Here is a 17,184-nt window from a genome sequence, read left to right on the forward strand (position 1 = left end):
TAAGAAATAACCAGCCCCTGCGCGCTTTTGGCGCGCCTTTGAATCCGGACGCTGACACGTCCACGTCATGCTGCTATGCAATATCCTTCCAACCACACCGATGGGGATCGAAGATGAAGGCTGACGATATCCTGAAACACGCCTACGCAATGCCGCTGACCAATCCCTCCTATCCGCCCGGCCCTTATCGTTTCTTCGATCGCGAATATGTCATCATCACCTACCGCACGACGCGCGAGGCGCTTGAAGCTGTCGTGCCGGAGCCGCTCGAATTCGACGAGCCGCTGGTGAAGTATGAGTTCATCCGCATGCCCGACTCCACCGGCTTCGGCGATTATACCGAGACCGGACAGGTGATCCCGGTCACCTATAAGGGCCAGAAGGGCGGCTACGTCCATTCGATGTTCCTCGATGACGACGCGCCGATCGCCGGCGGCCGCGAAATCTGGGGCTTCCCGAAGAAACTCGCCACGCCCAAGATCGTCAACGAAGGCGAGGTCGTGGTCGGCACGCTGCATTATGGCAGCGTGCTCTGCGCCACCGGGACTATGGGCTACAAGCATCGGGCGATCGAAAAGGGTCCGCTGCTCGAGGCGCTCAAGGAACCGAACTTCCTGATCAAGATCATCCCGCATGTCGACGCCACGCCGCGCATCTGCGAACTGGTCCGCTACTATCTGACCGATATCGACCTGAAGGAGGCCTGGACCTCGCCGGCGGCGTTGGATCTCCGTCCGCATGTCATGGCCGATGTCGCTCGCCTGCCGGTAGTCGAAGTCGTCTCCGCTGTCCACTTCGTCGCCGACCTGACGCTCGGTCTCGGCGAAGTCGTCCACGATTATCTGGCGAAGTGAGGGAGTGGCACATGCTCGAACGCAATACCAGCAAATCTCTCAAGCCAACGCCTGCCGAAATCGCCCAACAGTATGACCGCGTCGCTCTGGTCTTCCAGGGCGGCGGTGCGCTCGGCGCCTATCAGCCCGGCGTCTACCAGGCGCTGGTCGAGGCCGGCATCGAGCCGACCTGGCTGTCCGGCGTGTCGATCGGTGCGATCAATGCGGCGATCATCGCCGGCAACGAGCCGAGCCGCCGCATGCAGCGGCTGGAACAGTTCTGGCACATCATTTCCGGCCGCAAGATCTGGGCCTATACGCCGGAAGGCGATTTCTTCCGCGACATCCGCAACCGCACCAGCTCCTGGATGACGATGACCATGGGCCAGCCCGGCTTCTTCAAGCCGCGCTTCCAGAATCCCTGGTTCCAGCTGGCCGGCGCCGAGGGTGCCACGAGCTTCTATGACAGTGCCGAACTGCGCCAGACGCTGCTCGACCTGATCGACTTTAATGTCCTCAACGATGGCAAGAAGCGCTTCAGCGTTGGCGCGGTCAACGTCCGAACCGGCAACTTCCTCTATTTCGACACCGACAAAATCCGCATCGAACCGGAGCACATCATGGCATCGGGCGCGCTGCCGCCGGCGCTGCCGCCGGTCCGCATCGAGGGCGAATATTATTGGGATGGCGGCATCGTCTCCAACACGCCGCTGCAATACCTGCTCGACCAGGAAGAGGATCGCTCCTCGCTGGTTTTCCAGGTCGACCTGTTTTCCGCTCGCGGCGTGCTGCCGCGCTCGATGCCGGATGTATTGTCGCGCCACAAGGACATCATGTATTCCAGCCGCACGCGCCAGAACACGGATAACTTCAAACGCATCCACGGCATGAAGATGAAGCTGTTGCACGCCCTGCAGCGCGTGYCGCGCGAGCAGTTGTCAGCCGACGAACTGACGCTGATCGAGGATTATTCCAAGGCCGGCGTCGTCAATATCGTCCACCTCATCTACCAGCACAAGAATTACGAAGGCCACGCCAAGGACTACGAATTCTCCGGCACGTCGATGCGCGAGCATTGGGATATGGGGATGGAAGACACCAAGCGCACGCTGCGTCACAGCCAATGGCTGGAGCCGCCCACCAATGCCGAAGGTGTGGCGATCCACGACCTGCATCGCGAAGACCCGGTGTGATTTTTGGGCGGGGTCCTTCGAGGCCCCATTCCGCTTCGCGTCATGGGGCGCCTCAGGATGAGGGGAGTTTGGGGCACTGCGGTGCCCCATTTGCGTTGTACGCCCAGCATGGGCGCATTCTTGTGGGTGGAAGTCCCACCGTAAGCTGGTCATGGCGAGCGAAGAGAAGCGCAACTGCGGCAGGGTGACCGACCGTGGGAAGGAAGCGTGGATCGAACCTGCGGGCCGATGGAAAAGAACCGGATAAGAGGCGATGCCGATCAGGGCGAGCGGGCAAGAGACCGCAAAGCTCTTGTGACCAAGGGTCGGTGGTGTAGATCCGGCGGTCGTGCAGGGAAGGAGTGCGTTCTTACCTGGGGAGATCTCGCTTTGCGCCTGAAAGGGCGACGGTGTCGAGCCGGCGCGAGAAGTCAGCAGAGGCCGTAGTAGGGAGCGTTTTTTTGCGCGCGAACGAAGGGCCGAACGAGAGAGAGTGACGTTGCCACCGAGGATGAGCAAGGCCATGCGTCAGATGCCGGCAATGTCCGGGAGATCGGAGAAGCAGGCGGGTGAAGCCCGTCGGAGCTCCGATCTTGACGAAGCCGCGCCCCCGCCACGGAACGGTAACACCACAGGTGCGGGGCTGCTTGATGCGGCCCTGCGGCGAGAGAACCTTCTGGCGGCCTTCAAGCAGGTGCGCGCCAACAAGGGTGCTGCAGGCGTGGACGGTCTGGACATCGACCAGACGGCTGCGATGCTGCGCCAGTGCTGGCCTGCCATCTGCGACAGCCTGCAGGAGGGGACGTATCGGCCGCAGCCGGTGCGTCGCGTGATGATCCCGAAGCCGGGGGGCGGCGAGCGCGAGCTTGGCATCCCCACGGTGCTGGACCGCTTGATCCAACAGGCGCTCCTGCAAGTCCTCCAGCCGATCCTTGATCCGACCTTCAGCCAGCACAGCTACGGCTTCCGTCCGGGGCGTAGTGCGCACGATGCCGTTCTTGCGGCGCAATCGTTCGTGCAGTCCGGGCGGCGGAGCGTGGTGGACGTGGACCTGGAGAAGTTCTTCGACCGGGTTGACCACGACATCCTGATCGACCGTCTGCGCAGGAAAATCCCCGATCCCGGCGTCATCCGCCTGGTTCGGGCTTACCTGAATGCCGACATTGTCGATTGCGATGCGACCATCAAGCGGACCAGAGGCACGCCGCAAGGCGGGCCGCTGTCGCCGCTATTGGCCAACCTGCTGCTGGACGAGGTGGACAAGGAACTTGAACGGCGGGGCCATGCCTTCTGCCGCTATGCCGATGACTGCAACGTCTATGTGCGGTCACGGCGGGCGGGTGAGCGGGTAATGGCTCTGCTGCGGCGCCTCTATGGCCGACTTCACTTGACAGTGAATGAGACCAAGAGCGCCGTTGCCAGCGCCTTCGGCCGCAAATTCCTCGGTTACGCCTTCTGGGTGGCACCGGGAGGAGTGGTCAAGCGAACGGTTGCCGACAAGGCCATCAAGGCGTTCAAGGATCGCGTGCGTGACCTGACGTCGCGGGTGACAGGACGGTCTCTGAAAGCCGTGGCAGAACGGTTGGGCGTCTTCGTGCGCGGATGGAAAGCCTACTTCAGGCTGGCGCAAACACCTCGGATCTGGCGAGAGCTGGACGAGTGGATGCGCCACCGCCTGAGGGCGATCCAGCTCAAGCAATGGAAGCGCGGCAGGACCATCTTTCGGGAACTGACGGCCAGAGGAGCAAGCCTGGATGTGGCGAACCAAGTGGCGGCAAACGCCCGCCGCTGGTGGCGCAACAGCGCAAAACTCCTCAACACCGTCCTCACGATCAAATGGGCAGACCAACTCGGAATGCCCAGACTCACCTGACCTCAATCTCTCGAACCGCCCGGTGCGGACCCGCATGCCGGGTGGTGTGGCAGGGGTGCGATCATATACGATCGCCCCCTATGCCGATTTCAGAACAGAGGGATTGGGGCGCCGACGGCGCCCAATGCAGTTTGTGGCAGGACCCTTCGAGACTTTTCCGGCTGCGCTGAAAAAGTGCCTCTGGGTGAGGGCCGTAGTTGGGGCCGCCGCGCGCGCCACAATCTCCCCGTGCTACAACAGTGCTTGTGGCAATACGGGCGTCCCAATCTCCCCTCACCCTGAGGCGTCCCATGACGCGAAGCGGAATGGGGCCTCGAAGGGTCCGTCACAAGCACAACGCAAGAAATTTGGCGCGCTATAGACAAGATGCGGATGAAGGCCGGTCGTGTGAACGGTTTTTCATATCTGCATTCTCGTCACGGAGTTGAGACAACTGCGGCGAACGTAGTTTCGCTCAAAGCTCGGCTCGAGCAGTATTCGTTTCACCGAAAAAAATCAGGCGGCGCCGACATTCCTGTCAGCGCCGCCCGTAATCATTGAATGGACTCTTCGTAAGCCCGCTTAGAACACCTGGCGGAAGATCACGAACAGCGTGAAGGAGAGCGCGATCGAGATCGGCAGGGTCAACACCCAGGCGAGCAGCATGTTGCGAACCGTCGACCACTGCAGACCGGAGCCGTTGGCGGCCATGGTGCCGGCGACGCCGGAGGATAGCACATGGGTGGTCGAGACCGGCAGGCCGAACTGGTCGGCAGCTTCGATGGTGATCATCGCGACCATTTCGGCAGCGGCGCCCTGGCCGTAGGTCAGGTGGGTCTTGCCGATCTTCTCGCCGACGGTGACGACAATGCGCTTCCAGCCGACCATGGTGCCGAGGCCGAGCGCTAGAGCGACTGCGACCTTGACCCAGAGCGGGATGAACTTCGTCGCGTTGTCGACCGACTTGTGATAGGCCATCACAGCATCGAGGTCAGCGCCCTGCATCGGCAGAAGCTGCTTCTTGTCGATCAGCTTCAATGCTTCACCGATCAGGTAAATGTCGTTGCGGACGTTGCCGACCAGATCGCCCGGCACCTTTTCCAGCGACGGATACTTAGCGACTTCGGCGCTGGTGTTGTGGATGTATTGCTGCAGCGCGACCGTGGTCTGGTCCTTCCAGGTCTTTGTCTTCACCGCGCTGCCGACTTCCGCTTTGTAATCGGTGACGGTCACGCCCGGCTTAACATATTTGCCGAGCACGGTCTCGACCTGGGCCGACGATGTCTTGTAGGCGTCGAGATAATTGACATCCGGGGTGCGGTTGAGCGCGAAGGCGGTGGGCACAAGACCGATCAGGATGAGCATGATGAGGCCCATGCCCTTCTGGCCGTCGTTCGAGCCATGGGCGAAGCTGACTCCGGTGCAGGTCAGGACCAGCAGACCACGGATCCAGATCGGCGGCGGCTTGTGGCCTTTCGGCTCTTCATAAAGCGCCTTGTTGCGGACGACGAGCTTGAGCAGCAGCAGCAGGATGGCCGAAAGACCGAAACCGATGATCGGCGAGAGCAGCAGCGACAGGCCGATCGTGGTGGCCTGGGACCAGTCAACGCCTGACGTGGCGGTACCGGCCGGGGCGAGGAACTGGTTGGCGAGGCCGACGCCGATGATCGAACCGACCAGCGTGTGCGAGCTCGACGACGGCAGCCCGAGGAGCCAGGTGCCGAGATTCCAGATGATCGCCGCGATCAGCAGTGCGAACACCATGGCGAGGCCCGAACCGGAGCTGACTTGCAGGATGAGTTCGACCGGCAGCAGCGACAGGATACCGAAAGCAACGGCGCCGCTGGACGTGATGACGCCAAGGAAGTTGAAGAAGCCCGACCAGATCACGGCGAGTTCCGCCGGCATCGAACGGGTATAGATGACGGTCGCCACGGCGTTCGCAGTGTCGTGGAAGCCGTTGACGAACTCGAAGCCGAGCGCGATCAGGAGCGCAAGGCCAAGGAAGATCCACGGCACGGCGTGTGCGTCGGTCAGGTCGTGTCCGAGCGCGTAGCCGACATAGGCGAGGCCAATCAGCAGAATGACGCCGAACACCGGCAGGAAGATGTTGCCGAGCTGGCTCGGACGGCCGAGCGGGTGCTCGGGATGCGAAACTTCAAGTTCTTTGGACGCTATATCTGTCATATCCCCAACTCCAAATGACGATCCCCGGGATTAACAAATCCCTAAAGCCATTCAGTGAATGTGGTGTGACAGCTTGAATTGATTGGGGAATTTTTCCGCGCGGTTTAGCCGCCGGCTCGGCCTGACCTGACAGAAGTCAAATAAAATTCCTTAGCCGGCTCAATCGGTTGGCGGCAAAGTGGCATTCGTTTCCAGACGCAGCGCGCTGAAGGCCGCGATGACAAAATTATGACGGCTACGCGCTGCGATCGTCCGGATGCTTGTGGATCGGGTCGACCCAGTAGACGGTTTCGGGCTTCTCGACCGGATCGACATCGGTGATGTTGACCACGACAGCCGTGTCGTCCGAGCGCACCAGCACGCATTCGAGCGGCTGGTTGGGATCGGCATTGATCTCCTGGTGCGGCACATAGGGCGGCACGAAGATGAAGTCGCCCGGTTCGGCTTCGGCGACATATTCGAGCCGATCGCCCCAGCGCATCCGCGCCCTGCCGCGTACGACGAAGATCACGCTTTCGAGCGCGCCGTGGTGGTGCACGCCGGTCTTGGCGTCGGGCTGGATGGTCACCGTGCCGGCCCAGAGTTTTTGCGCGCCGACCCGGGCATGCGTGATGGCGGCCTGGCGATACATGCCGGGCGTCTGCGGTGTGTTGTCATCGAGCCGGTCGCCCTTGATGACGCGCACGCCATTGTGCTTCCAATAGTCGTGATCGTGGTCGTCAGTGTGATCGGACATCATGCGCCTCAGCGACAGAGCGAGTTGCGTTCCGCACATCAAGCCGCAATCCGGCCGAACTTGCAAGCGGGCAGGGACAATGGTCAGTGAAGCCGTCGTTGCCGGGCCTGGCTTCAGCGATTGGCGTCTTTGAAATCCTGGGGAAAGGCGTGCTCGGTCAGCGCCAGAATCTCGTCGAGGGATTCGAGCACGTGGTCAAAGGCGTCGATGATTTCCTCGATCCGATGCGCGCCTGCTTCCGCGCGATCATCGCTGTCGTCTTGGGTTTTGAGAGCCTGCACCAACGTCCTGCCGCCTTTGATCGCAAAGGGAAAACAGCGTTCCCGGTTCCCCTGGCCTGAGCTTAGCGGCGGCGGGTTAAGAATGTACCAAAACGAAATGGGTGGTGGATAGCGGCTCGGCGACCAGCCTCGACACAGCTTCAAATACTAAGACTTCCTTAACGCTCCACCATGCACGGGATGACCATTGGGTTCCCGCGTGCCGTGGCCGCTTTCATGCTGGCCGCCAAGACAGGGATCATGACGATGGCAAGAGCCGTAACCAGTCTTACGAAAACCGTCACCGACATCAGCAGCGTCACCGGCACCACCGGCGCAGACCTCATCGTGGTGACGCAGTCGGTCGACAATGACTCGCTCGATCTCCTGGGCGGCAGCGACACCTTGAAGCTCAAGGGTATCGGCAACACCATCAAGGTGTCGAATATCGAATCCATCCTCGGTTCGAGCGGCACCGATATCGTCACGTTCCAAACCAAGGTTGCGGGCGCCAAGATCGATCTCGCCGGCGACGACGACAAACTCGTCCTTGGCGACGACGGCAATGTCCTCACGGTCTATAACATCGCAACGATCATTGGCGGTGATGACACCGACAACATCGTCTTCGGGTCCAAGGCCACAGGCTCGACGATCGATCTGGGTGACGGCGCCGACAAGGTAACATTGGGCGCCTTTATCAACACCCTCACCATTTCCGGCGTCGAAACGCTGGTCGGTGCCGCTTCCTCTGACGTCGTCACCGTCCAGGACGAGATCGATGGCGGCAAGATCGACCTCGGAACCGGCAAGGACAGTATCACTTTCGAATCCGCGGCCGAGATCACGCTGGTCAATATCGAAACGATCACGGGCAGCAATTCCGACGACGATATCACGCTTGCCTCGGTTGCCGCCAAGACCACGATCGACCTCGGCGGCGGCGACGACATCCTGACGCTTRGCAGCTTTGCCAACAGCCTGACGGTCGAACATGTGGAGTCGCTGGTCGGCGGAACGAATACCGATATCGTCACCATCGGCGTCCGCGCAGTCGATGTCGAGTTCGACCTCGGCGCCGGCAAGGACAAGCTGGTGCTCAGCGATCAGTCCGACACGGTCTCTGTCTATAATGTCGAAACCATCAAGGGCGGCACCGGCAACGATAGGATCTATCTTCAGACTGCCGGCGCCGGCACGACCATCGACATGGGCGCCGGCACCGATGCGCTCTTCCTTGACGACGGCGGCGGCACCTTGACCGTCAGCAATGTCGAGACGATCGTCGGCACCGACGACGGCAAGGATCTGATCACGCTCGCCACGGCAGCCAATGGTCTCTACATCGACCTGGCCGATGGCGCCGATAAATTGACCCTGGCGAAGTTCGACAATGCACTGACTCTTTTGGGTGTCGAGACGGTTATCGGCAGCACCAAATCCGACACAATTACTGTCAGCGACCAGATGACAGGCGGCCTGATCGATCTCGGCGACGGCAAGGACAGTCTCCAGCTCGCCAATGCCGACAATTCGCTCACCATCGCGGCGATCGAGACGGTCACCGCTGGTACTGGCGATGACACGATCGTTGTCTCCCGAGCCTTGACCGCCGCGACGATCGACCTCGGCGCCGGCGCCGACAGCCTCACGCTCGCGGCCGCCGCGAACTCGCTGACTGTCAGTGGGGTCGAGACGATCATCGGCGGCAGCGCCAGCGATTATGTCATCCTCGGCGACCAGCCAACCGGCGGCGAGTTCACCGTCAACCTCAATGGTGGTTCCGATGCGCTGGTGCTCGCCAGCACCGGCAACACGGTCACCGTCGCAGGCGTCGAGACCCTGATCGGCCAGGCGGGTAATGACGTCGTCTATTTCACTGGCGCGGCGACGGTGCCTTCGATCAATCTCGGCGATGGCAACGATACGCTCGATATTTCCGACGGCGGCGGTACGCTGACGGTGCTCAACATCGAAACGATCAGTGCGGCCGGTTCCGACGTGGCCAGCGCCATCACCTTCGGCTCGGCGATCAGCGGCGGTCTGGTGACGCTGGGTTATGGCGTCACCGACCGGGTGACGCTCGGAAATTTCGTCAACCTGATCACCATGTCCGGTGTCGAGACGATTACCGGCGGGCGCTCCGCCGATACCGTGTTCATCACCGGCGATATGACATCCGGCACTGTCGACCTCGGCACCGGCGCCGACAGTCTCGATCTCTCGGGCATGAGTTCCGGGGCCTCGATCACCGTCACCAATGTCGAGACTCTCACCGGCACGGCCTTTTCGGATACGATCACGCTGCTCGGCACGCTCACCGGCATGAATATCGATCTCGGCGCCGGCAGCGACAACCTGATTGTCAACGCCACGGCGACGATCACGATTTCGCATGTCGAAACCGTCACCGGCGACCTCAACAACCAGAGCATCACGCTGATCGATTCCTTCCAGGGCGAGATCGATCTCGGCGATGGCAGCGACATCCTGACCCTCGATGAGTCGACGACCACCGCCTACAACACGGTGACCGTGACGGGCGTCGAGACGGTGACCGGCTCCACCGACAGCGACGTCATCTATCTCGGCGCGGCCGTCTCCGGCATGCGGCTCGACCTGGGTGACGGCACCGATATGGTTGCGCTCGACATTACCGGCGGCACGGTGACGCTGTCATCGGTCGAGACGGTCACCGCCGGCGGCGCCAACGACATGGTGACCTTCACGCAGTCCGTTACCGGCTCGACGATATCACTGGGCGACGGCGTCGATACGGTCATCTTCGGCAACTATCTCAACACCGCCACCATCGCCGGCGTCGAATCCGTGCTCGGCGGCAATTCGTCCGACACGATTACGCTGTCGGGCGTGCTCACCGGAACGACCATCGATCTCGGCAATGGCGGCGACACCGTAATTTTCGGCAGCCAGCCGACGACGATCACCCTGATCAATGTCGAGACCGTCACGGGTTCAGGTGGCGATGACGTGGTCTACATCACCTCGGCACCGACGGCAGGCTCCTATGACATGGGCGCCGGCAACGATACGCTGATGCTGGCCGATGTCGGCGCCACGCTGACCGTTTCCAACGCCGAGTCGATCCAGGGCGGCGCCGGCGTCGAGCGGATCACGCTCGGTTCGACAAACGGCGGCCAGTTCGATTTCGGCGGCGGCAGCGACTCGCTGACCCTCTATTCCGGCGGCGATACGGCGACGATTTCCAATATCGAATCGGTGCTGGGCGGCGCCGGCGACGACATGGTCGTCCTGGCCACGCCATTCACCGGCGGCACCATCGATCTCGGTGCCGGCAACGACACGCTGGTGGTCAACACGACCGGTGCGACGCTGACGCTGATGAACACGGAATCGGTGTCCGGCGGCTCCGGTTCCGATGTCATTACCTTCAGCCAGCAATTCACCGGCGGGCAGATCGATCTCAATGCCGGCACCGACACCGTCGTCTTCGGCAACTTCCTCAACACGGCGACGATTGCGCATGTGGAATCGGTGCTCGGTGGCAATTTCGCCGACGTGGTGACGCTGACGAGCGACGTTACCGGCATGATCATCGACCTCGGCACCGGCAGCGACACTGTCAATTTCGGCGCCACCGACACGACGGTGACGCTGATCAATGTCGAAAATGTCGTCGGCTCGACCGGCAATGACAGGGTCAGCATCAATTCTGCCCTGACCGCGGGCGCCTATGACCTTGCCGGCGGCACCGACACGCTGATCGTCAGCGATCTCGGCAGCACGATCACCGTATCGAATGTCGAATCCATCCAGGGCGGCGCGGGCGCCGATCGGATCACGCTCGGTTCGTCGAACGGCGGCCAGTATGACCTTGGCGCCGGCAGCGATTCACTGACCCTCTATTCCGGCGGCAACACCGTCACCATCGCCAATATCGAATCCGTGCTCGGCGGCGCGGGCGACGACAATGTCGTGTTGAGCACCTCCTATACCGGCGGCACGATCGACCTCGGCGCCGGCAATGACCAGTTGACGATCAACGCCACCGGCGCAACGCTGACATTGATGGGGACGGAATCGGTCAGCGGCGGGTCGGGCAACGACGTCATCACCTTCACCCAGCAATTCACCACCGGCGAGATTGATCTCGGCGCCGGCAATGACCAGGTGAATTTCTCCAACTTCAACAATACCGCGACGATCGACAATGCCGAGACGATCTCCGGCGGATCGCTGTCGGACACGATCATTCTCGAAGGCGGATGGACCGGCGGCGTCATCGGCCTGGGCACCGGCAACGACTACCTGGATTTCTCCAATGGCGGCGGCACGTTGACCATCGGCGACACCGAAACGATCATCGGCTCGGCCAGCGCCGACAAGGTGACGCTCTATGTCGCCGGCGCCATCAACCTGCTTGACCTCGGCGCCGGCAGCGACATCGTCAACTGGTCCGCGGTCGGCATAACCGCCACCTTCGCCAATATCGAATCCGTCTCCGGCGGCACGCAGTCCGACGTGATCACCTATTCGACGCAGGTGACCAATGGCATGATCTTCCTCGGTGACGGCAGCGACAAGCTCACGCTCATGAGCGCGCTTGGCAATACCCTGACCATCGGCGGCATCGAGACGCTGGTCGGCGGCACTGGCGCGGATACCGTCGTGGTCGGCACCACGTCCTATGCCGGCTTCATCAACCTCGGCACCGGTTATGATGTGCTCGACCTCGCGACCGCCGGCAACACGGTGACGCTGTCCGGCGTCGAAAGCATTGTCGGCTACGGCGGTGACGATCGTGTCATCTTCTCCGGGGCGGCACAGGGTGTCTGGATGGATCTCGACGCCGGCAACAACACGGTGACGCTGGACAATTTCCTCAATACGCTGACGCTGAGCCACGTCAACTCGGTCGCCGGCGGCAATTTTGCCGATACGATCACCATCCTCACCGACACGACCGGCGCAGCCTTCAGTCTCGGTTCGGGCGCCGACTCGATCACCTTCAGCGGCGGCGTCACGGCCACGATGACGTCGGTGGAGACGATCACCAGCGGCGCAGCCGACGATTCGCTGCAACTGTCGGCCGGCTATTCCGACGGCAATATCAATCTCGGCGGCGGCACCGACTATGTCACTTTCCTCGGCACGGGCACGGCGACGATCGCCAATGTCGAGCAGATCATGGGCAGCACCGGCATCAACTACATCGCCATCAGCGGTGGCGTCGGCGCCACCGTCGATCTCAAGGATGGCGACGACACGGTGATCAGCGGCCTCGGTGCAGACACGCTGACCGGCGGCGTCGGTGCGGACTCCTTCGTCTTCACCAGCACCAGCCAGTCCACCAGCGCCGCTTTCGATACGATCACGGATTTCGCCTTTGGCGGAACCGACAAGCTGGTCTTCCAGGGACTGCTGAGCGGCACCTTCAGCTATCTCGGTTCGTCGTCGACATTCTCGGGCGCCGGCAATTCGCAAGCCTATATGGATACGGCCAGCCACAAGCTTTATGTCGACGTGGACGGCAACGGCACGGCCGACATGGTGATCCTGATGAAGGGTGTGGCAGCGACGGACCTCTCCAGCGTCGACTTCAGCTGGAGCTGACGCGCAGCCGGCGTTATTGACGCAGCAAGCAACGCTACCTTGAAAAAGAAAGGGCAGGCCCATAAAAAGGCTTGCCCTTCTTATTATGCGACCTACATGACGTCACGGCTGTACCAGGGCGCTTCGTTTTCCGCGCTTCCTTCCCTTTGGCCCATCCGTGGCCCGCGTCCGGTGCAGCACTTCGAACCCAACCTCAGGGACATCCGATATGCGTTACAAAACACTGGGTAACACGGGCCTTGCCGTTTCCGAGATCTGCCTCGGTACGATGACTTTCGGCGGCAAGGGTTTTTGGACCAACATCGGCGCGCTCGACCAGTCGGTCGCCGATGGCATCGTCGCCCGCGCGCTGGACGCCGGCGTCAATTTCATCGACACGGYTGACGTCTATTCCGAAGGCCTGTCGGAGGAAATCACCGGCCAGGCGATGAAGAATTCCGGCCGCCTGCGCTCCGATATCGTGCTGGCGACCAAGGTCTTCGGCACCACCGGCCAGGCCCGCAACGACAGCGGCGCCTCGCGCGGCCACATCATGGCCGGCGTCAAGGCCAGCCTCAAGCGTCTCGGTACAGACTATATCGACCTCTACCAGATCCATGGCACCGACCCGATCACCCCGGTCGAGGAGACGGTGCGGGCGATGGAGGACCTGGTGAGCCAGGGCCATGTCCGCTATTGGGGTGTTTCCAACTGGGCCGCCTGGCGCATCGCCAAGGCGATCGGCATCTCCGACAAGCATGGCTGGAACCGTCCGGTAACGCTGCAAGCCTACTACACCATTGCCGGCCGCGACCTCGAGCGTGAGATCGTGCCGCTGCTCAACGAAGAGAAGCTTGGCCTGATGGTCTGGAGCCCGCTCGCCGGCGGTTTCCTCTCCGGCAAGTACCAGCGTGACGGCGGCGGCCCGAACGATGCCCGCCGCGCCGCCTTCGACTTCCCGCCGCTCAACAAGGACCGCGCCTTCGACTGCATCGACGTGATGCGCGAGATCGCCGATGCGCGCGGTGTCTCGATTGCCCGCATTGCGCTTGCCTATGTGCTCAACAAACAGTTCGTCATGTCGGTGATCATCGGCGCCAAGAACACCGAGCAGCTCGACGACAACCTCGCTGCTGTCGACATCATCCTGACCTCGGAGGAAATGTCCAAGCTTGACGACGTCAGCAAGCTGCCGAGCGAATATCCCGGCTGGATGTTCGAGCGTCAGGGCGAGGCGCAACTCGCCCGGTTGAAGGCCACCAATGGCTGAGGCGGTCGAAATTCAACTCAAGCCGGCCGTGGGGGAACCCTCGGCCGCATTGCTGTTCACGGTCGCGACCGCTGTCGGTTCGCTGGTCGCCAATCTCTATTATGCCCAGCCGCTGATCTCGCAGATCGGTCCGGACCTGAAGGTCAGCCCGGCATTTGCAGGTTCGATCGTTTCTGTCACGCAGATCGGCTACGGGCTAGGCCTGTTCTTTCTCGTCTCGCTTTCCGACCTCGTCGAAAGCCGCAAGCTGGTGCTAACGACGCTGACGATCACCGTCTTCAGCCTGATCGGCATGGCGGCGTCGACATCCGTCGCCCCCTTCTTTCTTGCAGCATTCCTGATCGGCCTCTGTTCAACCGGCGCGCAGGTGCTGATACCTCTGGTGGCCCACCTCGTGCCGATTGAACGGCGGGGCAGGGCGGTCGGCAATGTCATGTCCGGCCTCCTGACGGGAATCATGCTGGCGCGGCCGATATCGCTGTTCATCGCCGCAAGCTTTGGATGGCGTGCCGTCTTCTATGCGTCGGCCGTGGTGATGGTGGCGATTGGCGTGGCACTCTACCGGATGCTGCCGGAGCACAGACCGAAATCCGGCCTGCATTACGGCCAGATTCTCTGGTCGATGATCGGCATCTTCGGGAACATGCCGGCAGTACGCTGGCGGGCAGTCTATCAGTTCATGATGTTCGGCAGCTTCAATCTGTTCTGGACGACGGCACCGGTCATGCTGGCCGAGCGTTTCCATTTGAGCACGCAGGGCATCGGTCTCTTTGCGCTTGCCGGTGCCGGCGGCGCACTCTGCGCCCCGATTGCCGGCCGGCTTGCCGACCGCGGTCATAGTCGGTTGATGAGCGGCATTGCCATGATTTCACTTGCGCTGAGCTTTGCCGGCACGATCCCATCGGTGCATGCGCTCGCGCTCATCCCGCTTGTCGTCCTGGCGATCATCCTCGATGCGGCCGTGCAGATGAACCAGATCGTCAGCCAGCGGATCATCTTCTCTTCGCCCGCAGAATTGCGCGGCCGGGTAAACGCCATCTACATGACGTCCACCTTTGCCGGTGGCGCGAGCGGCGCCGTGGCCGGCACGCTCCTCTATCATCACGGCGGCTGGAATATCGCCGCCATTGCCGGCGCTCTGCTCGGCGTCATCCCATTCCTGCTATTCATGGCGGAACTGCGGATGACGAAGATGGCAAAATAGGAAGGTCTCCAATGGCGCGCATTTTCATCTCCGGATCGTCGACCGGGCTCGGCCTTATGGCAGGCCAATTGCTTCTCCAACAGGGGCATGACGTCGTCCTGCATGCCCGCAACGAGGCGCGGGCTCAGGATACACGAAAGGCGGCACCAGGCGTCACCGCCATCGTGATCGGCGATCTCTGGACCATCGAAGGCGCGCGCATCGTCGCCGAACAGGTCAATGCGCAAGGCAAGTTCGATGCGGTCATCCACAATGCGGCGATCGGCTACGAAGATGGCCACCGCTTGACGCCGAACGGCCTACCGCAAGTCTTCGCGATCAATGTGCTCTCGCCCTACATATTGACGGCGCTCATCGCCCGGCCGCAGCGGCTGATCTATATGAGCTCCGGCATGCATCGCGGTGCCGACGCCCATTTCGACGACCTGTTGTGGGAAAAGCGGCCCTGGCGTGGTTCGCAGGCCTATGCGGAGAGCAAGCTCTATGACGCCATGCTGGCCTTCGCGATCGGCCGGCTCTGGAACCTGCCGTCCAACGCCGTCGATCCTGGCTGGGTGGCGACGCGCATGGGCGGCACCGGCGCCCCCGACGATCTCGAACAAGGTTTTCACAGCCCGGCGGCTTTGGTCACAGGAAAATATTTCTTCCACATGCAGCAGCGCGAACCGAACCGGCAGGCGCTGGAAGTGGGGCTTCAGGACCGCCTGCTGGAAGCCTGCGCCCGCATTTCCGGCATCGACATGCCGATGTGATCATCCTGCTCGATGCCGAAAGTGCCGACATAGCTTGCCATGCGGCGGGCTGCGAGTTCGGGATTGTCGAGCACATTGGCCTTGTCGGCCAGACGGAAGATGTCGGCATAATGCAGCACGCCACGCGCCGACTGCATGCCGGCCGGCAGGCTGAAATGGCTTTGATGACCGTTCAGCCAGGCGAGAAACACCACGCCCGCCTTGTAATATTGCGTCGGCGCTTCGAAGATCTTGCGCGACAGCGGCACGGTCGGCTCAATCACCGAACGGAACGTCTGCACGTCGCCCGCCGCCAATGATGCCAGCGCCTTTGACGCCTGGGGCGCAACGGCGTCGAAAATGCCGAGCAGCGCGTGGCTGTAGCGGCTGCCGTCACCCTCGATGAGTTCGGCATAGTTGAAATCGTCGCCGGTAAAGCAGAGCACGCCGTCCGGCAGGCGGTTGCGCAGCTCAACCTCCTTGGCATTGTCGAGCAGCGAAATCTTGATGCCTTCGACCTTGGCCTTGTTTTCCTCGATGATGCGAATGGCGCAATCGAGCGCGGGAGCGAATCCAGCGCTGCCCCAATAGCCGGCCAGCTGCGGATCGAACATGTCGCCGAGCCAGTGCAGCACCACCTTGTCCTTGGCCTGACTGAGAATGCGGCCATAGACCTTGGCATAGTCATCCGGCGACTTGGCAAGTTTCGCCAGCGCCCGGCTCGCCATCATGATCGCCCGGCCGCCATGTTTTTCCACGAATTCAATCTGTGTCTCATAGGCCGCGATCACATCGTCCAGCGATTTCGCGTCGGCCGGCGCAAGATGATCGGTGCCGGCGCCGCAGGCGAGATCGGCGCCCGCGATGGTGCGGGATTCGGCGAGGGAGCGGGAGATCAGTTCCTGCGCCCCGGTCCAGTTGAGACCCAGGCCGCGCTGTGCCGTATCCATCGCCTCGGCGATACGGAAGCCGAGGCTCCAGAGATGATGGCGGAACGCCATGGTCGCGTCCCAATCGACGGCCGGCTTGTTCCAGGGATCGAGATCGCGCAACGGATCGGAGACGACATGGGCGGCGGCATAGGCGATGCGATTGAATTTCGGGGGCGCGGCTGGCCGTGCGGTGGGATGGCCCATCAGGAGGTAAGCCTCGACCGAGCCGTCGGCCTTCGGAAGTCTGAGCGAAAGTGTCATGGGTGCCTCCCTGAGTTCGGTGGGAGCAATAATTTAGATCGTTCCAAATTTCAAGCGAAATTTTGGCGATGGATATTGACGCGGACGAACAAGCGCGCAGCGGCGGAGCCAAGAGGAGAGCGATCGTCTTATAAATAATTGAAAATACTAAATTTATCGCGTTGTTCAGCAT

The 17,184-nt window shown here is 61.8% G+C and carries 11 protein-coding genes; 8 read left to right on the forward strand and 3 right to left on the reverse strand.

Annotation, left to right across the window (positions count from 1 at the left end; genetic code table 11):
• Positions 1 to 113 precede the first annotated feature (113 nt).
• From AC1DYF_RS14955 to ltrA, 3 genes are all read left to right on the forward strand, one after another.
• Positions 114 to 854 (forward strand): acetoacetate decarboxylase, encoded by a 741-nt coding sequence (locus AC1DYF_RS14955; RefSeq protein WP_477877516.1) that lies wholly within the window; start codon positions 114 to 116, stop codon positions 852 to 854.
• Between the two features lie 11 nt (positions 855 to 865).
• Positions 866 to 2,026 carry a patatin-like phospholipase family protein gene (locus AC1DYF_RS14960; protein WP_477877517.1) on the forward strand — a complete coding sequence of 387 codons (1,161 nt, stop codon included), beginning with the start codon at positions 866 to 868 and terminating at the stop codon, positions 2,024 to 2,026.
• Positions 2,027 to 2,516: 490 nt separating this feature from the next.
• Entirely contained in the window at positions 2,517 to 3,878 is a 1,362-nt protein-coding gene (ltrA, locus tag AC1DYF_RS14965; RefSeq protein WP_477877621.1) for a group II intron reverse transcriptase/maturase, read from the forward strand.
• A gap of 561 nt (positions 3,879 to 4,439) precedes the next feature.
• Here ltrA and AC1DYF_RS14970 read toward each other — a convergent pair.
• Both AC1DYF_RS14970 and AC1DYF_RS14975 read right to left on the reverse strand, forming a co-directional pair.
• Positions 4,440 to 6,044 carry an inorganic phosphate transporter gene (locus AC1DYF_RS14970; protein ID WP_477877518.1) on the reverse strand — a complete coding sequence of 535 codons (1,605 nt, stop codon included), beginning with the start codon at positions 6,042 to 6,044 and terminating at the stop codon, positions 4,440 to 4,442.
• A 235-nt stretch (positions 6,045 to 6,279) separates the two neighbouring features.
• Positions 6,280 to 6,780, reverse strand: coding sequence for a cupin domain-containing protein (locus AC1DYF_RS14975; protein ID WP_477877622.1), 501 nt, complete (start codon positions 6,778 to 6,780; stop codon positions 6,280 to 6,282).
• Positions 6,781 to 6,866: 86 nt separating this feature from the next.
• Here AC1DYF_RS14975 and AC1DYF_RS14980 point away from each other — a divergent pair, with 86 nt between their 5' ends.
• The 5 genes from AC1DYF_RS14980 to AC1DYF_RS15000 all read left to right on the forward strand — a co-directional run bounded on the left by AC1DYF_RS14980 (position 6,867) and on the right by AC1DYF_RS15000 (position 15,840).
• Positions 6,867 to 7,121: a hypothetical protein gene (locus AC1DYF_RS14980; RefSeq protein ID WP_477877519.1), complete on the forward strand. Its 255-nt coding sequence runs from the start codon at positions 6,867 to 6,869 to the stop codon at positions 7,119 to 7,121.
• 186 nt (positions 7,122 to 7,307) lie between these two features.
• On the forward strand, positions 7,308 to 12,635 hold the full coding sequence (locus AC1DYF_RS14985; RefSeq protein ID WP_477877520.1) for a hypothetical protein: 5,328 nt from the start codon (positions 7,308 to 7,310) through the stop codon (positions 12,633 to 12,635).
• Positions 12,636 to 12,843: 208 nt separating this feature from the next.
• A complete protein-coding gene (locus tag AC1DYF_RS14990) occupies positions 12,844 to 13,884 on the forward strand; it encodes an aldo/keto reductase (RefSeq protein ID WP_477877521.1) in 1,041 nt (346 codons plus the stop codon).
• Positions 13,877 to 15,088: an MFS transporter gene (locus AC1DYF_RS14995; protein ID WP_477877522.1), complete on the forward strand. Its 1,212-nt coding sequence runs from the start codon at positions 13,877 to 13,879 to the stop codon at positions 15,086 to 15,088. The genes AC1DYF_RS14990 and AC1DYF_RS14995 overlap by 8 nt, the downstream gene beginning before the upstream one ends.
• Positions 15,089 to 15,099: 11 nt before the next feature.
• The gene (locus AC1DYF_RS15000) at positions 15,100 to 15,840 is read left to right on the forward strand and encodes an SDR family NAD(P)-dependent oxidoreductase (RefSeq protein ID WP_477877523.1); all 741 of its coding nucleotides are present in this window, start codon (positions 15,100 to 15,102) and stop codon (positions 15,838 to 15,840) included.
• Here the strand turns inward: AC1DYF_RS15000 and AC1DYF_RS15005 are convergent.
• Positions 15,783 to 17,012, reverse strand: coding sequence for a dihydrodipicolinate synthase family protein (locus AC1DYF_RS15005; protein WP_477877524.1), 1,230 nt, complete (start codon positions 17,010 to 17,012; stop codon positions 15,783 to 15,785). The genes AC1DYF_RS15000 and AC1DYF_RS15005 overlap by 58 nt on opposite strands.
• Positions 17,013 to 17,184 lie beyond the last annotated feature (172 nt).

The organism is Rhizobium sp. P2_G9 (genome assembly GCF_056403475.1).

What these genes read in the sequence shown, in the direction of transcription:
- AC1DYF_RS14955 (WP_477877516.1), top strand. Translation starts at nt 114, where the DNA reads ATGAAGGCTGACGATATCCTGAAACACGCCTACGCAATGCCGCTGACC.
- ltrA (WP_477877621.1), top strand. Translation starts at nt 2,517, where the DNA reads ATGAGCAAGGCCATGCGTCAGATGCCGGCAATGTCCGGGAGATCGGAG.
- AC1DYF_RS14970 (WP_477877518.1), bottom strand. Translation starts at nt 6,044, where the DNA reads ATGACAGATATAGCGTCCAAAGAACTTGAAGTTTCGCATCCCGAGCAC.
- AC1DYF_RS14975 (WP_477877622.1), bottom strand. Translation starts at nt 6,780, where the DNA reads ATGTCCGATCACACTGACGACCACGATCACGACTATTGGAAGCACAAT.
- AC1DYF_RS14995 (WP_477877522.1), top strand. Translation starts at nt 13,877, where the DNA reads ATGGCTGAGGCGGTCGAAATTCAACTCAAGCCGGCCGTGGGGGAACCC.
- AC1DYF_RS15000 (WP_477877523.1), top strand. Translation starts at nt 15,100, where the DNA reads ATGGCGCGCATTTTCATCTCCGGATCGTCGACCGGGCTCGGCCTTATG.
- AC1DYF_RS15005 (WP_477877524.1), bottom strand. Translation starts at nt 17,012, where the DNA reads ATGACACTTTCGCTCAGACTTCCGAAGGCCGACGGCTCGGTCGAGGCT.